Genomic DNA, 17,908 nt, shown 5'->3' with positions numbered 1-17,908 from the left:
ATTTTTATTTGCTATCCTTTATAATGTGAATATCGCGTTGAGGGAATGGTATGGTAATATTATTTTCTCTAAACAATCTATCTATTTCAAAACGGATTTCACTTTTAGGTATTCTTGCATTAAAGCTGTCATCTATAGTAAACGTTACCCTAAAATTTAAAGCACTATCCCCAAAGTCTGTAAAAGTAACAGCAGGTTCTGGAAATTTAAAAACATTTGGGATAGACGTTGCTGCCTCTAATAATAATTTTTTAACTAATTGTACATCACTTCCATAGGCAACACCTACATCAACACCTTCTCTTGTACTTGTTCCGTTTTGAGTCCAATTATAAAGGCTGTTAGTAAGGTATAAATGATTAGGAATAATTAGTACTTTATCGTCTATAGTTACAGCTCTAGTTGTTCGCAACTTAATCTCTTCCACGCGACCCACTTTACCATCAATTTCCATAATATCTCCAACGTGAACCGATTGATCAACTAATATAAAAATTCCGGAAATTATATCCTGAAACAACGTTTGAAGCGCTAAACCTACACCAATTAAAAGTGCTGCAGAAGCTGCAAAAATGGCTGTTACATCTATATTTATTGAATCTAATATTATAAGAAATACTACTATGTATATAAACCAACGTGCAAATGAAAATACAGTAGTAAATTTTGCTTTATCATCATCAGGCATGTGACGCGTAACTACTTTTCTAATAAATCGTAATACTATAGTTGTTAGTATTAAAACTAATATAATAAGTAATATATACTTAACTTTAATTACGCTAGTAGTCAAACCCTTATCATCAGTAAAGGTGTAAATTTTATAGTTTAATAGTTCTATAAATTTTTCCCAAATAGAACTTTCAGTAATCACATCACTTACTTTTTCTACTTCTTTTTCAATTTTATCTGTTACTTTAATTTCTTGAATCATTGTAAAAATTAATATCTAATCCACTTAATCAACTCTTTATAAGTTGGTTTTTTACCATACATTAATATACCTACTCTGTAAATTTTTGCTGCAAACCATACCGTAAACATAAAGGTACCAACCAATAGTAATAACGATACTACTTGTTGCCAAATTGGCACACCAAACGGTATACGCATTAACATCACTACAGGTGAAGTAAACGGTATAAACGAAAATATAGTACTTACCGTACCATGTGGATCCTCTATTACGGTAAACATACCAACGTAAACTGCTAATATTAATGGCATTAAAATAGGTAACATAAATTGTTGCGTATCTGTTTCGTTATCTACTGCTGCGCCAATTGCTGCGTATAAAGAACTATACAATAAATAGCCACTTATAAAAAATAATAAAAATGCAATTACCAAATTGGTAAGTGGTAAGTTATAAAATGCTGTAAATAAACTTTGTACTTTCATGCTTGCATCTGGATTAGCCATTGCTTGACGCATAATTTCTTGCTGTGGTGTTTGCGCCTGCGCAAAGTCAATGCCAAAAATAGCAGAGACTACTGTTAGTAAGACACCTCCTAAAATAATCCATATAATAAACTGAGTCACTCCTGCTAGAGATGTCCCAATTATCTTACCTAACATTAATTGCACTGGTTTTACAGAAGAAATGATAACTTCTATAATACGACTTGTCTTTTCTTCGATAACACTACGCATGATCATATTACCATAAATAATGATAAACATAAATAACAAATAACCTGCTGCACCACCAAATGCAAGCTTAACTACACTGTCAATTTTAGATGACTTGACACCAGAAAAATTTTCTTGTGCAATGTTAATCTTTATTTTAGACGCTTTAATCATCTCTATATCGACACCTTGACTTGCCATATTAAGATTGGTTAGCTCCTTTTCTATTTTATTTTCTAATGAAGAAATTACAGATAAGGATGGTGATTCTTCTGAATAAAATTGCACACTAGTAGCTGCATTTTCAAAATTTTCTAATTTATTTATATGAAGCAAGCCATAATCACCTTTTTCTTCTACTATAGTTTTTGCATTATCTAAACTTAAACCTGTCAGGAGGTTATATTTTGTATTATCTGTATCTTTAAAAACCTCAGTCAACATTCCGGAATCATCCAATACCGAAATGACACGTTGTTTATTGTTATTCATCTGAGATAAATACACAACGACGGTTATTAAAGCTATAAATATTAACGGACTTAAGACCGTCATTATTAAAAACGATTTGTTTCTAACCTTGGTTAAATACTCGCGTTGTATAATAAGTGGAAGATGGTTCATGGTTAGTTATTCTTTACTGTTTGAATAAAAATATCGTTGGCACTTGGAATAACTTCTACAAAGTGAGAAATCTGTCCTTTACTAGTCAGGTAGCTTAATAGGTCATTAGCCGACTCGTTATTAGATAACTTAATATTAAGTTTTAAGTCGTTTTCTAATGTTTTAAATTCGGCAGGTGTCACACTAAATTTACTTGCTAACTCTTGTTCTAAATTATCATTATTTGGATTTATACCAATTTGAAAAGTATTGCTTTTATATTGGCGTTTTATATCCATTAGGTTACCATCTAATACTTTGTTAGATTTATGTATTAAGGCTATTTGGTCACACAACTCCTCTACCGATTCCATACGATGTGTAGAAAAAATTACGGTTGCACCTTCATCTCTTAGTCTTAAAATCTCATCTTTTATTAAATTTGCATTAATTGGATCAAACCCAGAAAAGGGCTCGTCAAAAATCAATAATTTGGGTTCATGCAGGACAGTAACCACAAACTGAATTTTTTGTGCCATACCTTTAGACAATTCTTGTATTTTTTTATTCCACCAGTCTCCAATCTCTAAGCGTTCAAACCACATTTTAAGGCGTTTTTTAGCTTCTGCTTTTTGCATACCTTTTAATTGTGCTAAGTACAAAGCTTGCTCGCCAACTTTCATGGATTTATATAATCCACGCTCTTCCGGTAAATAGCCAATATCTTTTACGTGGTGATTTTTTAAAGCTTCTCCATCCAACAAAACATGTCCAGAATCTGGCATTGTTATTTGGTTAATGACTCTAATTAAAGTTGTTTTTCCTGCTCCATTTGGACCAAGCAAACCAAAAATACTACCCTTTGGAACAGTAATAGACACATTATTTAGTGCTGTAAAGTCTCCAAATTTTTTAGATACTTGGTGCACCTCTAAAAGGTTATTCATCGTTATTTTTTAAGATTGATTAGTTAAGCTAACACTAGCTTTAGTTGTAAATATAGAAAATGTTAAAATAGTAACATTACTGATTTAGGTATTTTTAACTTAAAGGAAGAAATATCTTTTTATATAAAACAAAACCCACCCTCTAAATAAATAAAGGATGGGAAAAAATTGCTATGAAAAAGAAAAATTATCACTAGCTAGGCTAGCGATAAACCAAATATACTATTTTTTATTAAATAAGATGTTAAATGATTTAAATAGTTAAACAAAAAGCAAAAAAAAGCTCACAAAATGTGAGCTTTTAAAGTTTAGTTTATGCTTTTTGTTACGAAAACATGTCTTTTACTTTTTCAAAAAATGACTTATCACTGCGCTCTGGCTTAGGAGAAAAGTGTTCGTCCTCTTTCATACTTTCAAAAAACTCTTTTTGTTTTTTGTTTAATGTTTTTGGTGTCCATACGTTAACGTGTACTAATAAATCTCCTTTACCGTAACCATTAATACTAGGAATACCTTTTCCGCGTAAGCGTAATATTTTACCCGATTGCATACCTGCTTCTATCTTGATACGTACTTTTCCGGTAACTGTGTCAATTTCTTTTGAGTTTCCTAGGATTGCATCAGGTAAGCTTACGTATAAATCGTAATGTAAATTATCGCCTTCACGTTGTAAAGACTCATGTGCTTCTTCCTCTATTGCTACAAGTAAGTCTCCAGACACACCATTACCTGGTGCTTCGTTACCTTTTCCTGATACTTTAAGTTGCATTCCGTCTACTACTCCTGCTGGTATATTAACTGGAATAGTTTCTTCTTTAGCAATCATACCTTGTGCATCAGCTTCACTAGGTTTTTTATCTATTGTTTGTCCTGCTCCACTACATGTTGGACATGGTGCAGCTGTTTGCATACGACCTAAAATTGTGTTTGTAACTCTAGTCACTTGACCAGCTCCATTACACGTATTACACGTTTTATATGTGGTACCTGGTGCCTGAACTTTACGTTTTACTTTAATTTTCTTTTCAACACCATTAGCAATTTCTTCTAAAGTAAGTTTAAGACGTACACGTAGGTTACTACCTTTAACGCGACGTTGTCCTCCACCTCCACCGAAGCCACCTCCAAAACCAGAGAAACCTCCACCTCCAAAGATGTCACCAAATTGGCTAAAAATATCGTCCATGTTCATTCCGCCACCACTGTAGCCTCCACCACCACCTTCAAATGCTTGGTGTCCAAATTGATCGTAACGTGCCTTTTTGTTGTCGTCACTTAATACCTCATAGGCTTCTGCTGCTTCTTTAAATTTAGACTCAGCATCCTTATCATCAGGATTTTTGTCAGGATGAAACTCGATTGCCTTTTTACGGTATGCTTTTTTAATTTCAGCTTGAGATGCTGATTTATTTATACCTAATATTTCGTAAAAATCTCTTTTAGCCATATTTAATTTATTGTCCGATTATTACTTTTGGAAAACGTATAACAGTTTCGCCTAGTTTATAACCTTTTTCTATAACGTCTACAATCTTACCTTTTAAGTCTTCAGTAGGTGCTGGTATTTGTGTTATCGCTTCATGATGATCTGCATTAAACACATCACCTGCTCTAACTTCTAGTTGAGACAATCCTTTTTGTTGTAATGTCTGTAATAATTTGTTGTAAATTAATAGGACACCTTTACGCATTTCTTCTGCTTCTTTGTCATCGTCGATGTGTAATAAAGCGCGTTCAAAATCATCTAAAATTGGTAACATAGATACCATTACATCCTTACTTGCAGTTTGAAACAATTCAATACGCTCTCTAGAGGTACGTTTTTTATAGTTTTCAAACTCGGCAAAAAGACGTAAAAATTTATCTTTTTCTTGTTGTAAATCAGCCTTTAACTGCTCTTCCACAGATAACTCTTCTGCAACCTCTTCTTGTGTTGTTGCTTGTTCTGCTTGATTTGAAGTAGAATTAATTTCTTCTTCTATGTTTGTTTCGTTGTTGCTTTTCTTGCTCATTATTGTACTTAATTTAAAATACTGTAATTGGGATGGCAAAAGTACTGCCATTACTATTAAAAATGTCAAAATGTCATTGTTTTTTTTAATAAACAAATAATTAGTTTCCATGGAAGATTATTTATATATTTGCGCTTTAAATCACTAAAACTAAAATTTTATATCATGAAAAAAATTGTATTAAACCTTTTTGCAGTAGCAATCGTTGGATTAAGTGTTGTTGCTTGTAAAAGTGATGCTAAAGAAGCAAAAACAGGTGAAGTTGAAGCTGTAGCTGAAAACACAGAAGCTGCTAAATATAAAGCAGATGCTGACAACTCTATGATTATATGGAAAGCTAACAAAATTGTTGGTGGACATGAAGGTACTATTAATGTATCAACTGGAGTTGCTGAGTTTGAAGGAGACAAATTAGTTGGTGGAAACTTTATGTTTGACATTAACACTATTAAATGTACTGACATTCCTGAAACTGAAGAAGCTAACGCAAATCTAGTAGGTCACTTAAAAAGTCCAGACTTTTTTGATGTAGCACAATTTGGTACTGCAGCATTTGAAATTACAAAAGTAGAAGGAAACAATATTAGTGGTAACTTAACACTAAAAGGTATTAAAAAGAACATTACTTTCCCAGCATCTGTAGCTGTAAATGGTGACGATGTAACTATTACAAGTGACACGTTTACTTTAGATAGAACAGAGTGGAACATTATGTACAACTCTGCTACAAGTGATGATGTTGCAGCATCTTTAGGAGATAAGTTAATTAAGGATGATGTAGAAATTAAAATATCTGTTAAAGCTAAAAAAGCTTAACAATTAACTACTACTAAAAAGAAGCCACAATTAACGTTGTGGCTTTTTTTATTTCTAATAACGACATTAAACTACAAACTCATAAAAAAAATATAACTTTAGCCTATACTAACCAATATAAATTTACAATGACTTTAGGTGCCTTATCAATAAGTATAGCAGTAAAAGATATTATAGCGTCCAAACAATTTTATGAAACTTTAGGTTTTACAGTTTTTGGTGGACAACTTGAACAAAATTATTTAATAATGAAAAATGGAAATGCGCTAATAGGACTTTTTCAGGGTATGTTTGATAAAAATATTATCACGTTTAACCCTGGTTGGGATGAAAACGCTAATCCGTTAAAAGATTTTGATGATGTTAGGTCCATACAAAAACAATTAAAAGATAATAATATTTCTTTTATTACCGAAGCTAACACTACCACCAAAGGTCCTGCAAGTTTTATGATACTGGATCCTGATGGTAACCAGATTTTGGTAGATCAACATGTTTAACCTTTACTCTACCGGAAAATCAAAATATTGATTTTTAAAAGGCTCTCCTTTTAAGGTAAAATGCCACCATTCTTTTGGGTAATTTCTAAAGCCATTTGTCAACATGACGTGTTGTAATAGTTGTCTATTTTCCTGCTGTTTTGATGTCAATTTAGTATTACTTACCCAAGATTCTGGACCAAAAAAATCATAAGGACTACCCATGTCTAAAGCTTTTCCCGTCTTTAAATTTATAATCGTCAAATCTACTGTGCTTCCGCTACTATGTCTAGATTTGGAGGCAATATAACCTTGACTAAAAAGATTTTTTTTATCTACATTTGGATAATACTCTTGCTTTTTTAAGGTATCATTAACATGTTTTGCCCATCTTACAAAATGGTTTACCGCTTGTTGTGGTCTATAAGCGTCATAAATTTTTAAACCTAACCCCTTTTTTTTAAGGGTATCTTGTACATTTTTTAAAGCTTTAGCTGCTAATGTTGTCATAATCACAACCTCTTTATTGTAACCATCAATTTGCTCTCCTACAAAATTATCATCATTACAATACCTTAACTCTAAATCTAAATCTTGAATTATATCTTGAGCATAGACAAATCCCTCCCTTAATTGTGCAATACTAATAGTTGTAAAAAATGTTAGTAAAAGCGCTAAATTATACTTCATGATTTAAATTTTATAGGCTAAATTTATAAAATAAAAAACTAATTATGACCTATCCTTGGCATCTATATTTAATGGGAGCAATTTATGTGTTTGCAGGTATTATGCATTTTATTAAACCTAAAATGTATTTACGCATCATGCCAAGATACTTACCTAATCATAAACTACTAGTTAAATTAAGTGGTATTGCAGAAATAGTTTTAGGTATAACAGTCTGCATTCCTGCATTAAAAGCTATTTCAATTTATGGTATAATATTAATGTTGCTTTTATTTTTAATGGTCCACATATATATGTTAACTGAAAAAAAAGCTTCGGCTGGACTACCAAAATGGATCTTGTTATTACGTCTTCCGTTACAATTTGGGCTAATGTATTGGGCATTTTGGTATTTAAAATTTTAAGAAATGCTTTTTACAGAAGAAATCAAACTTAATTTGCCAGATGCTGAGATTAGTTATTTTCCTAATTTTTTTGACATAAACGAGGCTTCCGATTATTACGATTTGCTATTTAATGACATCCCTTGGCAGCAAGATAACATTACTTTGTTTGGAAAAACGCATGCACAACCCAGATTAACTGCTTTATTTAGCACCAATAATAAACCCTATAGTTATTCCAATATTACCATGCATCCACATGGCTTTACTTCCGCTTTAAGCGAAATAAAAAAAAGAGTAGAAACTATAGCAAACATAAACTTTACTACATGCTTAGCTAATTTATACAGAGATGGTCAAGATAGCAATGGTTGGCATGCTGATGACGAAAAATCTTTAGGTATAAATCCTATAATTGCCTCTGTTAGTTTTGGCGAAGCACGATATTTTAATCTCAAACATAAAACGGACAAATCATTAAAGCAAAAACTATTACTAGAGCATGGCAGTTTATTATTAATGAAGGGTAGCACGCAACATCATTGGTTACATCAGATTGCTAAAACCAAAAAACAAATAATGCCTAGAATTAATTTAACTTTTAGAATCATAAAATATAAAGTATTAAAAACATAAAAGCCAAGGTCCCTCAACCTTGGCTTTTTGCTATTTGGCATTTTGTGTTAAATTAATTTAGATTATCCAAACTAACCCAACAATGCAAATATTAATTAATTAATCCATTGAACTAAAAGTATGTAATTTCTAGCACAAGACAAACATAAAGCTTATCTCGAAGCAAAACGATAAAAAACATTATAAATCGATGAAATGCACTAAATTTTAACATTCATCGATTAAAACACGCTAAAAATCGATTAAAAACACATTTCAAAATCCTTTCAAACATTATTTTTATACCAAATTTTAAGTGTAACTTTGAATAGTATAATTTAATATTTGGCATCCTATTTGACTTACTTGTTAAAACCATTAAAATGAAATCACAACTTATAATCATTCTGTTTTTTATACTATCTACTGCCAGTGCCCAAGATGTAACGTTTACATCTAAAGACATTGTTGTAAACAAACACATAAATGGGACATTATTAACACCTTTAAATGATGACAAACCAACTTTAGCCATAATTATAGCAGGATATGGACCCAATGATAGAGATGGTAATCAAAACTTTTTAAAAACTAATAACATCAAAAAATTAGCAATAGGACTTACCAATAATGGCATTGCAACCTTTAGATACGACAAGCGTATTGTTAAACAAATACGACAAAACAACGTAGATCCTAATTTATCTTTTGATGATTTTGTAACAGATGCCAGTGCAGTATTAGACTATTTTAAAAATTTAAATCTATATAATAAAATATACATTATAGGACATGATCAAGGAAGCCTAATTGGTATGCTAGCAGCAAAGGATAAAGCTAATGGCTTTATATCCATAGCTGGAGCAGGACAAACTATAGACAGTGTTATTATAGAACAAATAGAAAAAACAGCACCACAATTTACAGAAGATACAAAACGCGTGTTTACTATTTTAAAAACAGGAAAAACAACATTAGATTATCCTGAAGCTTTAACATCCATTTTTAATATTGAAACACAACGTTTTTTTATGAGTTGGATGAAACACAATCCAATTGATATAATGGGTACTTTAAACATACCAACATTAGTAATAAATGGAACTAAGGATTTACAAGTTAGTGAAACCGAAGCTTTATTATTAAAAGAGGCTGCAAGCGATGCTGCTATAAAAATAATAAAAAATATGAATCATGTTATGGTAACCATTGAAGGTGATGACCTTGAAAACTCTAAATCTTATAACGAATCGCATAGACCATTAGCAGATGGTTTATTAGCAAGTATTATAACTTTTATTACAACCAAGTAAAAATTATCAAACATCATAAAATAGAAAAAGCATCCTAAAAAGGATGCTTTTTCATACTAACCAACCAAAAATATGATAATTACTACTCGTTTCATTTAGGTAACCACACCTGTGTGAAAGTCATCATAAGTAATTACACTTTTAATATTACAATTGTCGTGCCAAAACAAACTAACTAACATTTTGTAGTGTTAAAGGTTTATTAAATTTAAAAACAGAAAAAGCATCCTTTATAGGGATGCTTTTTCATACTAACCAACCAAATGTAATTACTACTATTTTCTGTTTAGGTAACCACACCTAGTATTAGAACGTCATCATAAATAATTACAATTTATATTAAACAAATCCTGTGCCAAACTTTGTTTTTAAATGTTTTAATAACCATATTATTTGATTATTTTGCGTTATCTATAAATTAAAATTATGAGTGAACCATTATTTACTAACGACACTATTGTTTTTGGAGTGTTAATGATTGCCTTAGGCTTAATATTTTATACAGAATCTTTAAAAGGCGGTTTCTGGGAAAAATTTTACAAGATTGTTCCTGGCTTGTTTATGGCATATATGCTGCCAGCTATACTAACAACCATAGGTCTAATTGCTCCAGAATGGGAAACAACAACCGAAACTGGTGACATAGTAGCACACAAAACCAACTTGTATTATGTTGCTAGTAGATATCTATTACCTGCAGCACTAGTCTTAATGACATTAAGCATTGATTTAAAAGCAGTTTTTAATTTAGGATGGAAAGCACTTATCATGTTTTTTACAGGTACAATAGGTATTGTAATTGGTGGACCAATAGCTATACTATTAATTGCCACAATATCACCTGACACAGTAGGCGGAATAGGTCCTGATGCTGTTTGGAGAGGTTTATCTACTTTAGCTGGAAGCTGGATTGGAGGAGGCGCTAATCAAACCGCAATGTTAGAAATTTACGGTTATAATCAAGCTGAGTACGGAAAAATGGTATTTGTGGATATAGTTGTTGCTAATGTATGGATGGCTATTCTACTAATTGGTATTGGAAAACGCGCTAGTATCAATAAATGGTTAAAAGCAGATACATCCTCTATTGAGGCACTAAAAGATAAAATGTCCACATTTACTGAAAGTGTTAAACGTAATCCAAGCTTAACAGATTTAATGTTATTGGCTGCCATAGCTTTTGGAACTGTAAGTATGGCACATTTATGTGCTGACAATTTAGCGCCTTTTTTTGGAGAAATAATTTCGGGAATAGAATCTACTACTTTAAAAAACACTTTTACGTTTTTAGATAGTTCGTTTTTCTGGATGATTAGTATTGCTACACTTGTAGCTATATTGTTGTCTTTTACTAAAGCTAAAAATTATGAAGGCGCAGGTGCTAGTAAATTTGGTAGTGTTTTTATATATATTTTAGTTGCAACCATCGGAATGAAAATAGACATTAGTTCTATATTTGATAACGTTGGTCTTATAGCTATTGGATTTGTATGGATGGGTATTCATGCATTACTTTTAATTGGAGTTGCAAAACTTATTAAAGCACCTTATTTCTTTTTAGCGGTTGGAAGTCAAGCTAACGTAGGTGGTGCAGCATCTGCTCCAATTGTAGCTTCTGCTTTTCACCCATCTTTAGCAACAGTTGGTGTTCTTTTAGCAGTATTTGGATATGCTGTAGGAACTTTAGCAGCTATTGGTTGTACAATTTTAATGCAATTAGCTTCTGGAGGTTAGTATTTTTCTGTTTTTTAATTGATATTTGCCCACCTTAAAATAAGTTTTAAATGAAAAAAATTATTGCATTATTAGTATTGGTGTCTTTATTTTCTTGCGGAAATGATGCTAATAAATTGACAGTCAAAGGGACTGTAAAAGGATTAAAAAAAGGGACTATATACCTAAAAAAGGTAAATGATACTGTTTTAGTGACTGTAGACTCAATTGTTGTTAATGGTTCTCCTGAATTTACGTTACAATCAGACATAGATGAGCCAGAAATGTTTTATTTATATTTAAATAAAAACACCAAAGAGGATGATAGGATATCCTTTTTTGCTGATAAAGGTGTTACTGAAATTAATACAACTTTAAAGGGATTTTCTTACGATGCTAAAATAAAAGGATCTAAGCAACATGATGTTTTAGAAGAGTATTTAAGTATGATAGGAAAGTTTAATAATAAAAATTTAGACTTAACTAAAGAATATATTGAAGCAGCAAGAGACAAAGATACTATCAAGTTAAAGCAAACTGAAGCCATATTAAATAGCTTTAAGAAAAGAAAGTATTTATACACTGCTAATTTTGCTGTAACACATAAGGATAGTGAAGTTGCTCCATATTTAGCACTTTCGGAAATTTACGATGCTAATGTTATTTATTTAGACACCATAAGTAAAGTGCTTACGCCAGAAATTAAAGCCTCTAAATATGGAAAGCAATTAGAAGTGTACATTGCCGAAATTAAACGTACTGAGCAATAGAAAAAATAGTTTGATATAAAAAAAGCCATCTAAATTTAGATGGCTTTTTTTATTGTTAAAATTTGATGTTAGATCAAAAAAAAAGCTTCTCAATTAAGAGAAGCTTTTTTGAGCCGATGGAGGGACTCGAACCCACGACCTGCTGATTACAAATCAGCTGCTCTAGCCAGCTGAGCTACATCGGCAAAAGAGTTTGCAAATATAATTCTCTTAATGATATCTGCAAGCTTTTTTTTAAAAAAAATTAACCTAATTTGTTAATTCTTTCAATTAATGCACGACCCTTATCTTCAAGCTCTTTTTTAACAGCGTTAAAATGTGCTTTTTTGTTGTCAACGTCTTTAGCATTAGTCTTAGTTATAAGCTCGTCAAAAGTTACTATTGCGTCATCAATGATCGCTTCACTTTGTTTGTTGTCTTTATCAGTGTTTGTGTATTCCCAAACATAAACTGCTTCAATAATATCTCCTAAAACGTAATTAATGTCTTTTTTTAGGTCTCTTTTATTTGCCATAATTTTAAAATTTATTTAAGTGCAAAGCTACGATTAAAGTTCGAAATTAGAACTATTTAAATCCACTTTAAAGCCTTTATTTAATTTATGCATGTTATTTACCAGAATAGGATACAAAGTTTCTTGGTGTCTCGTAAAGTGTTACTTCCAAGTCTAAGCCTTGTTTTAATTTGGCTTTGATTTTATTATAAATTACAACGACAATATTTTCTGCTGTTGGATTTAAATCTTTAAACTCTGCAACATCCAAGTTTAGGTTTTTATGGTCAAAAGCATCTTCTACTTCCATTTTAATGATGTCTTTTAAAATTTTAACATCAATTACAAAACCTGTTTCTTGATCAATATCTCCTGTAACACTAGCTACAAGCTCATAATTATGACCATGATAATTAGGGTTGTTACATTTTCCAAAGATTTCATCATTTTTTTCCATGGACCAATCTTTACGATATAATCTATGGGCTGCATTAAAATGGGCTTTACGACTGACTGTTACTTTCATCACTAATATTTATAAATTGATAAAACTTATCAAAAATTATTTTAAACCAAGCTGTATATAGTTCTGGCTGATTTTGGATATCTGCTTTTACATCTTCTAAAGACATCCATTTCCAGCTTTCAACTTCATCTTTATTAATAATTGGCTGATTTTGATAATAACCAACCATAATATGGTCCAATTCATGCTCTGTTAAACCATTATCAAAAGGAGCTTTGTAGATAAAAGATGTTTTTTCTTCAAGTTGTGTTACAAAACCCATTTCTTCTTGTAAACGTCTTGTACCAGCTTGTATATTGCTTTCTCCTTCACGTTGATGACTACAACATGTGTTAGTCCATAATCCAGGAGAGTGGTACTTACCTAAAGCTCTTTGTTGTAGCATTAACTGATTTTTATCATTAAAAACAAAAACAGAGAATGCACGATGTAATAATGCTTTTTCATGGGCTTCCATTTTTGGCATCAGTCCAATTTGCTCATCAAACTCGTTTACTAAAATTACATGTTCTTCTTTCATTAAAAATATTTGATAAAAACAAAGTTAATAATTAGACTTGGGCTAATTTTTGTTTTAAGTTAAATTTAATAAAAAAAGCATCTCTAATGAGATGCTTTTTCCATATTAATATGGTTGAAATTATCTATTAATAACTATAAAGTTACTTCTTCTATTCCAATCATGTTCTTCTTCGGTACACTTGACTCCGTTACTACATCTATTAACTAACATAGTTTCTCCGTAACCTTTACCTTCTAATCTATCTGGCGATATACCTCCTTTTTGAATAATGTATTGTTTGGTAGATACGTTTCTTCTATTAGATAAAGCCCAGTTGTAGTCATCTGATGCTCTTGAATCTGTATGCGATTGTACATCAATTCTAACCGTTGGATACTTTTTCATGTAATCTATTACCTTTTTTAACTCTAATTCTGCATCTGGTCTTATATTAGACTTGTCAAAATCAAAATAGATTGGATTTAATTTTAAAACTTCGGTTAAATCCATTCCAACTTCTGCAGGTAATGTTGTTTCAGGTGTTAGGTTTAATTTTAAAACAACATCTTCTTTCTTTTTAGGATTAACAACAAACGTTTGGTCTGATTGAGTATAACCATCTTTAGATGCTATAATATTAAATTTTTGCTTGTTACAAGGTCCTTCATAACTAAAGGAACCGTTTTGATCTGATGTCAAGTTTTGAACCTCTACTCCTTTTTCATTTAAAACAACAACACTTGCGTAAGGCAGTATAATATTAGTTGTTTTGTCTACTGTTGTACCAGACACTAACTGCGTACAAAATGATCTAGAAAACTTATAAATATCATCATCTCCTTTACCATTATATCTATTAGAAGTTAGGTATCCAATATTTGAAAATTCGTCAATTATAAATTCAAAATCGTCTCTAGAACTATTAATTGGTTTACCTAAGTTGGTAACTGTTTGACTTGGGTCATCTAACTTAGTCATAAATACATCTAATCCACCAAGACCTTGATGTCCATCTGATGAGAAATATAGTGTTCCATTATTACTTATATATGGAAAATTTTCTCTTCCTTCTGTATTGATAGCATCTCCTAAATTTACTGGTTCGCCATAAGTACCATCTTCTAAAATATCTACATAATAAATATCAGATTTACCTCGAGTACCTGGCATATCACTAGCAAAATATAATCTAGACTCATCTAAACTTAAGGCTGGATGCGCGACATTATAATCGTCATTATTAAATGGCATACTGACTATATTTGACCAAGCGCCATTTTTAAGTTCGGCTTTAAAAATTTTTAATCCATTTACTTTTTCATTACTTTTTCTGACTTTACCATGAAAATAATTGTTTCTAGTAAAATATGCGATATTCCCATCGTGAGTAAAAGATGTTGAAGACTCGTGATATTTAGTATTTATAGCTGTAGATAAAGGAGTTACAGCACTAGAATCGTTAGCTTGATAGTATAAATCTAAAAATGGTTGTTCGTTCCATTTATATAATTTACCGTCACCTCTAGAAGAAGCAAAAACAATTCCACCTTTATAAAAAGAGGTTCCAAAATCTGAAAAACGAGAATTTAAATCTAAATTTTCCAATTCAAAATCACCTGAAAGTGATTCGATAGTTTCAAGATAATTTGGAGATTTAGAGAATAATATTGCTCTAGAATCATTTGGCTTTAAAGCAGCAAACTCTTTCATATTAGCATTTGCACCTTCATAGTCACCAATAGCTTTTAAACTCATCGCATATCGATAATAGTACTCATACTCAACTACCGCGTCCAATTTAAACATTTCACCATACCACTTGGAAGCGTCTTCCATTTTGGTATTGAAATAATATGAATTAGCTAGTTTTTTATAAACTTCTGGTGTTTTATTACCTTTTTCAATTAACTTTAATAACTCCTTTGTTGTTTCAACATAGGATAATTTATCATACTTTTTTTCTGTACTACTAGAAATACCATCATTTTGAGCAAATGTTAGATTAAATGATAGTGCAATAATTAAAGTAGAAAGTATATATCTATTTTTCATAATCTTTGTTATCTATGTTTTAAAAGAATCTTGGTGATAAAATTTTAGTTAAATCTCTAGGTTCAAATCTTAAAAATACCTCGAAAGAACCAGAATCAAACTTAGTCTGACCTAAATCTGTTACTTCTCTGTCATAACCAAAACCTAACATTAAACTTTCTGATACCTGATACCCTAACAATCCACTAACTGCAGCATCCCAACGGTATGCTAATCCAACTGTAAATTTATCTTTATATAAAGCATTTGCAGTTAAATCTGCCTGTAAAGGTGATCCTGAAACTTGTTTAACTAAAAAAGCTGGTTTTAATTTTAAATCCTGATTAATATCAAAAACATAACCTCCCATTAAATAAAAGTGCATTCTTTCTGAAGCTTGAGATAAAGAAGCATCGTCAAAATATTTAGTTTCAAGTATATTTGGTACTGATAATCCTAAATACCATTTATCTGAATTACGATAATAAACACCAGCTCCTATTTGAGGTGAAAACTTATTATCAATATCACTTTGCAATAATACATCTCCATTATTATAAGAGCTTAATTCCGAATATTTTATATCTAACAAACTTCCACCACCATTCAAACCAAAAGATAATCTACCTTCATCTGACGTATTTATAGAGTAAGAAAATGACACATCAAAATAGGTTTCTTGCGTTGGTCCAATCCTATCATTTACAACAGATAAACCTAATCCGACATTTTGCTCATCACCAAAAGGAGAATGGATATTGAAACTACCTGTATCTGGAGCTCCATCTAATCCTACCCATTGCGTACGATACAATAATAAAGCACTAAGTCCATCTCTAGAACCTGCATATGCTGGATTTATACTTAAAGTATTGTACATATACTGTGTGTATTGTGCATCTTGTTGCGCAGATAATTCTGATACATAAAATGAACTTAATACAGCTATTAATATTAAAATTTTATTTTTCATTTGAAATAAGGTATGAATTTATTTTGTTATATAAGAGGCAGCTTTAACACTGCCTCTATAGATTTATTATCGTTGTAGGTATAAATATCCTGCTCTAGATTTAGTTTCTCCTTCTACAGTATACTCAACTACATAAAAGTATGTTCCAACAGGTAATAACTCATCTTCTTGAATTGTTACTCTTCCGTTTGATCTACCATTAAAATAATTTCCTACAGAACCATAACTAGACGTTTCATAAACAATTACTCCCCATCTGTTATAAATCTTAACTGTATTCTCTGGATATAATTCAATATTTCTAATGATAAACACGTCATTATCTCCATCGCCATTAGGTGTAACAGCATTAAATATCTCTAAATCATCTTCCTGAGGCGATGCGTTATTTACATCTAAATAATCTGGTAAACCGTCACCATCACTGTCGACTGCATCATCACCAAATCCAATACCATTATTATCAGGATCAGGATACTCATCTTCAGTTGGTATACCATCATTATCGTCATCTGTATCTAAATAATCTGGTATAGAATCTCCATCTGTATCATCATTAGTAGGATCATTATCACCTGTTGGATCTATATCTCCATCTTCAAAATCCGTGTTACCATAATCTTCATTGATAGTATCCACTCCATCACCATCATCATCTGTATCCAAATAATCTGGTATAGAATCTCCGTCAGTATCCCCTTCAGATTGTTCAACTCCGTTAGGAACGTTATCATTATCACAATCTCCATTTAACCACTCAGTAGATTGAGCTACAGTCGTACTTGCTGCAATAAAATCACATGGGTTTTGTGGATCTGTACTATCTAATATCTCTGTACCATTAATTACTCCATCACCATCACAATCTAAAGCTTCCCATTCTTCAGAAACTATAGTTATGTCTTGATTTCCTGCTAAGTAATCACAAGGATCTAATGCATCTGTACCGTCGACCACTTCTTGACCATTTGTCACACCATCTCCATCACAATCTGCTGCAAGATATACTTCATCTTGAGGTAATGTAATGCTTGACTCTAAATACTCGCATGAGTTATTTGGATCTGTTCCGTCTAATGCTTCTTGTCCATCTGTTACTCCGTCACCATCTGTATCTGGATCTGTTGGATCTGTTGTGTTTCCTGCTGGATCTGCTGGTGTTAATGGATCATCTTCTCCTGTAATTTCCTCTGCATCTGTTAATCCGTCATTATCACAATCTGCTCCTGAGTCGATTGGTAAGGTAATACTTGCGATTACATACTCACATGCATCATTTGGATCTGTTCCGTCTAATGCTTCTTGTCCATCTGTTACTCCGTCACCATCTGTATCTGGATCTGTTGGATCTGTTGTGTTTCCTGCTGGATCTGCTGGTGTTAATGGATCATCAACTCCTGTGATTTCTTC

19 protein-coding genes and 1 tRNA gene are annotated in these 17,908 nt (G+C 31.6%); 7 read left to right on the top strand and 13 right to left on the bottom strand.

Going from position 1 to position 17,908, the window contains the following annotated elements; translation table 11 throughout:
- Nucleotides 1-4: 4 nt before the first annotated feature.
- The 5 genes from WNY60_RS07445 to WNY60_RS07425 form a co-directional block, all read right to left on the bottom strand.
- Complete coding sequence (locus WNY60_RS07445; protein WP_342862000.1) at nucleotides 5-934, bottom strand: mechanosensitive ion channel domain-containing protein; 930 nt, start codon at nucleotides 932-934, stop codon at nucleotides 5-7.
- An 8-nt stretch (nucleotides 935-942) separates the two neighbouring features.
- Nucleotides 943-2,256 carry an ABC transporter permease gene (locus WNY60_RS07440; protein WP_191100983.1) on the bottom strand — a complete coding sequence of 438 codons (1,314 nt, stop codon included), beginning with the start codon at nucleotides 2,254-2,256 and terminating at the stop codon, nucleotides 943-945.
- 2 nt (nucleotides 2,257-2,258) lie between these two features.
- On the bottom strand, nucleotides 2,259-3,182 hold the full coding sequence (locus WNY60_RS07435) for an ATP-binding cassette domain-containing protein (RefSeq protein ID WP_145002476.1): 924 nt from the start codon (nucleotides 3,180-3,182) through the stop codon (nucleotides 2,259-2,261).
- 325 nt (nucleotides 3,183-3,507) lie between these two features.
- On the bottom strand, nucleotides 3,508-4,629 hold the full coding sequence (dnaJ, locus tag WNY60_RS07430; protein WP_145002479.1) for a molecular chaperone DnaJ: 1,122 nt from the start codon (nucleotides 4,627-4,629) through the stop codon (nucleotides 3,508-3,510).
- A gap of 7 nt (nucleotides 4,630-4,636) precedes the next feature.
- Nucleotides 4,637-5,194, bottom strand: a complete 558-nt coding sequence (locus tag WNY60_RS07425; RefSeq protein WP_145002482.1) for a nucleotide exchange factor GrpE — start codon at nucleotides 5,192-5,194, stop codon at nucleotides 4,637-4,639.
- Nucleotides 5,195-5,359: 165 nt separating this feature from the next.
- On the opposite strand from WNY60_RS07425, the gene WNY60_RS07420 reads away from it, so the two are divergent.
- Both WNY60_RS07420 and WNY60_RS07415 read left to right on the top strand, forming a co-directional pair.
- Entirely contained in the window at nucleotides 5,360-6,010 is a 651-nt protein-coding gene (locus WNY60_RS07420) for a YceI family protein (protein ID WP_145002485.1), read from the top strand.
- Nucleotides 6,011-6,138: 128 nt separating this feature from the next.
- Complete coding sequence (locus WNY60_RS07415) at nucleotides 6,139-6,510, top strand: VOC family protein (protein WP_342862107.1); 372 nt, start codon at nucleotides 6,139-6,141, stop codon at nucleotides 6,508-6,510.
- A gap of 3 nt (nucleotides 6,511-6,513) precedes the next feature.
- Here WNY60_RS07415 and WNY60_RS07410 read toward each other — a convergent pair whose 3' ends face one another.
- On the bottom strand, nucleotides 6,514-7,179 hold the full coding sequence (locus WNY60_RS07410) for a M15 family metallopeptidase (RefSeq protein ID WP_342861999.1): 666 nt from the start codon (nucleotides 7,177-7,179) through the stop codon (nucleotides 6,514-6,516).
- Between the two features lie 44 nt (nucleotides 7,180-7,223).
- On the opposite strand from WNY60_RS07410, the gene WNY60_RS07405 reads away from it, so the two are divergent.
- The 5 genes from WNY60_RS07405 (at nucleotide 7,224) to WNY60_RS07385 (ending at nucleotide 11,973) form a co-directional block, all read left to right on the top strand.
- Entirely contained in the window at nucleotides 7,224-7,583 is a 360-nt protein-coding gene (locus tag WNY60_RS07405) for a MauE/DoxX family redox-associated membrane protein (protein ID WP_342861998.1), read from the top strand.
- 3 nt (nucleotides 7,584-7,586) lie between these two features.
- On the top strand, nucleotides 7,587-8,198 hold the full coding sequence (locus WNY60_RS07400) for an alpha-ketoglutarate-dependent dioxygenase AlkB (protein WP_342861997.1): 612 nt from the start codon (nucleotides 7,587-7,589) through the stop codon (nucleotides 8,196-8,198).
- A 362-nt stretch (nucleotides 8,199-8,560) separates the two neighbouring features.
- On the top strand, nucleotides 8,561-9,490 hold the full coding sequence (locus tag WNY60_RS07395; RefSeq protein ID WP_339808515.1) for an alpha/beta hydrolase: 930 nt from the start codon (nucleotides 8,561-8,563) through the stop codon (nucleotides 9,488-9,490).
- A gap of 426 nt (nucleotides 9,491-9,916) precedes the next feature.
- The gene (locus WNY60_RS07390) at nucleotides 9,917-11,224 is read left to right on the top strand and encodes a DUF819 family protein (protein ID WP_145002500.1); all 1,308 of its coding nucleotides are present in this window, start codon (nucleotides 9,917-9,919) and stop codon (nucleotides 11,222-11,224) included.
- Between the two features lie 50 nt (nucleotides 11,225-11,274).
- On the top strand, nucleotides 11,275-11,973 hold the full coding sequence (locus tag WNY60_RS07385; protein WP_145002503.1) for a DUF4369 domain-containing protein: 699 nt from the start codon (nucleotides 11,275-11,277) through the stop codon (nucleotides 11,971-11,973).
- Nucleotides 11,974-12,084: 111 nt separating this feature from the next.
- Here WNY60_RS07385 and WNY60_RS07380 read toward each other — a convergent pair.
- The 7 genes from WNY60_RS07380 to WNY60_RS07350 form a co-directional block, all read right to left on the bottom strand.
- Nucleotides 12,085-12,158 (bottom strand) — tRNA-Thr (locus WNY60_RS07380).
- Nucleotides 12,159-12,217: 59 nt separating this feature from the next.
- Nucleotides 12,218-12,487, bottom strand: coding sequence for a hypothetical protein (locus tag WNY60_RS07375; protein ID WP_145002506.1), 270 nt, complete (start codon nucleotides 12,485-12,487; stop codon nucleotides 12,218-12,220).
- Nucleotides 12,488-12,581: 94 nt separating this feature from the next.
- Nucleotides 12,582-12,992 (bottom strand): 6-carboxytetrahydropterin synthase, encoded by a 411-nt coding sequence (locus WNY60_RS07370; protein ID WP_145002509.1) that lies wholly within the window; start codon nucleotides 12,990-12,992, stop codon nucleotides 12,582-12,584.
- Nucleotides 12,970-13,512, bottom strand: coding sequence for an isopentenyl-diphosphate Delta-isomerase (gene idi / locus WNY60_RS07365; protein WP_339809701.1), 543 nt, complete (start codon nucleotides 13,510-13,512; stop codon nucleotides 12,970-12,972). The genes WNY60_RS07370 and idi overlap by 23 nt, the downstream gene beginning before the upstream one ends.
- Before the next feature lie 120 nt (nucleotides 13,513-13,632).
- Entirely contained in the window at nucleotides 13,633-15,546 is a 1,914-nt protein-coding gene (locus WNY60_RS07360; RefSeq protein ID WP_145002515.1) for an OmpA family protein, read from the bottom strand.
- A 19-nt stretch (nucleotides 15,547-15,565) separates the two neighbouring features.
- Nucleotides 15,566-16,498, bottom strand: coding sequence for a type IX secretion system membrane protein PorP/SprF (locus tag WNY60_RS07355; protein WP_339809704.1), 933 nt, complete (start codon nucleotides 16,496-16,498; stop codon nucleotides 15,566-15,568).
- A gap of 66 nt (nucleotides 16,499-16,564) precedes the next feature.
- A partial coding sequence (locus tag WNY60_RS07350; protein ID WP_342861996.1) for a gliding motility-associated C-terminal domain-containing protein occupies nucleotides 16,565-17,908 on the bottom strand: 1,344 nt, incomplete at its 5' end.

The organism is Olleya sp. AS48, from assembly GCF_038900355.1.
In the GTDB taxonomy this organism is placed as follows: Bacteria; Bacteroidota; Bacteroidia; order Flavobacteriales; family Flavobacteriaceae; genus Olleya.
Note: the sequence above shows the minus strand (reverse complement) of the source record. Positions and strands in the feature narration are given on the sequence as shown.

Bases quoted from the DNA above. Each gene is read 5' to 3' on its own strand.
- WNY60_RS07440 (WP_191100983.1), bottom strand. From the start codon at position 2,256: ATGAACCATCTTCCACTTATTATACAACGCGAGTATTTAACCAAGGTT.
- WNY60_RS07360 (WP_145002515.1), bottom strand. From the start codon at position 15,546: ATGAAAAATAGATATATACTTTCTACTTTAATTATTGCACTATCATTT.
- WNY60_RS07385 (WP_145002503.1), top strand. From the start codon at position 11,275: ATGAAAAAAATTATTGCATTATTAGTATTGGTGTCTTTATTTTCTTGC.
- WNY60_RS07420 (WP_145002485.1), top strand. From the start codon at position 5,360: ATGAAAAAAATTGTATTAAACCTTTTTGCAGTAGCAATCGTTGGATTA.
- WNY60_RS07405 (WP_342861998.1), top strand. From the start codon at position 7,224: ATGACCTATCCTTGGCATCTATATTTAATGGGAGCAATTTATGTGTTT.
- WNY60_RS07390 (WP_145002500.1), top strand. From the start codon at position 9,917: ATGAGTGAACCATTATTTACTAACGACACTATTGTTTTTGGAGTGTTA.
- WNY60_RS07415 (WP_342862107.1), top strand. From the start codon at position 6,139: ATGACTTTAGGTGCCTTATCAATAAGTATAGCAGTAAAAGATATTATA.
- WNY60_RS07435 (WP_145002476.1), bottom strand. From the start codon at position 3,182: ATGAATAACCTTTTAGAGGTGCACCAAGTATCTAAAAAATTTGGAGAC.
- WNY60_RS07355 (WP_339809704.1), bottom strand. From the start codon at position 16,498: ATGAAAAATAAAATTTTAATATTAATAGCTGTATTAAGTTCATTTTAT.
- WNY60_RS07445 (WP_342862000.1), bottom strand. From the start codon at position 934: ATGATTCAAGAAATTAAAGTAACAGATAAAATTGAAAAAGAAGTAGAA.
- WNY60_RS07410 (WP_342861999.1), bottom strand. From the start codon at position 7,179: ATGAAGTATAATTTAGCGCTTTTACTAACATTTTTTACAACTATTAGT.
- idi (WP_339809701.1), bottom strand. From the start codon at position 13,512: ATGAAAGAAGAACATGTAATTTTAGTAAACGAGTTTGATGAGCAAATT.
- WNY60_RS07400 (WP_342861997.1), top strand. From the start codon at position 7,587: ATGCTTTTTACAGAAGAAATCAAACTTAATTTGCCAGATGCTGAGATT.
- dnaJ (WP_145002479.1), bottom strand. From the start codon at position 4,629: ATGGCTAAAAGAGATTTTTACGAAATATTAGGTATAAATAAATCAGCA.
- WNY60_RS07370 (WP_145002509.1), bottom strand. From the start codon at position 12,992: ATGAAAGTAACAGTCAGTCGTAAAGCCCATTTTAATGCAGCCCATAGA.
- WNY60_RS07395 (WP_339808515.1), top strand. From the start codon at position 8,561: ATGAAATCACAACTTATAATCATTCTGTTTTTTATACTATCTACTGCC.
- WNY60_RS07375 (WP_145002506.1), bottom strand. From the start codon at position 12,487: ATGGCAAATAAAAGAGACCTAAAAAAAGACATTAATTACGTTTTAGGA.
- WNY60_RS07425 (WP_145002482.1), bottom strand. From the start codon at position 5,194: ATGAGCAAGAAAAGCAACAACGAAACAAACATAGAAGAAGAAATTAAT.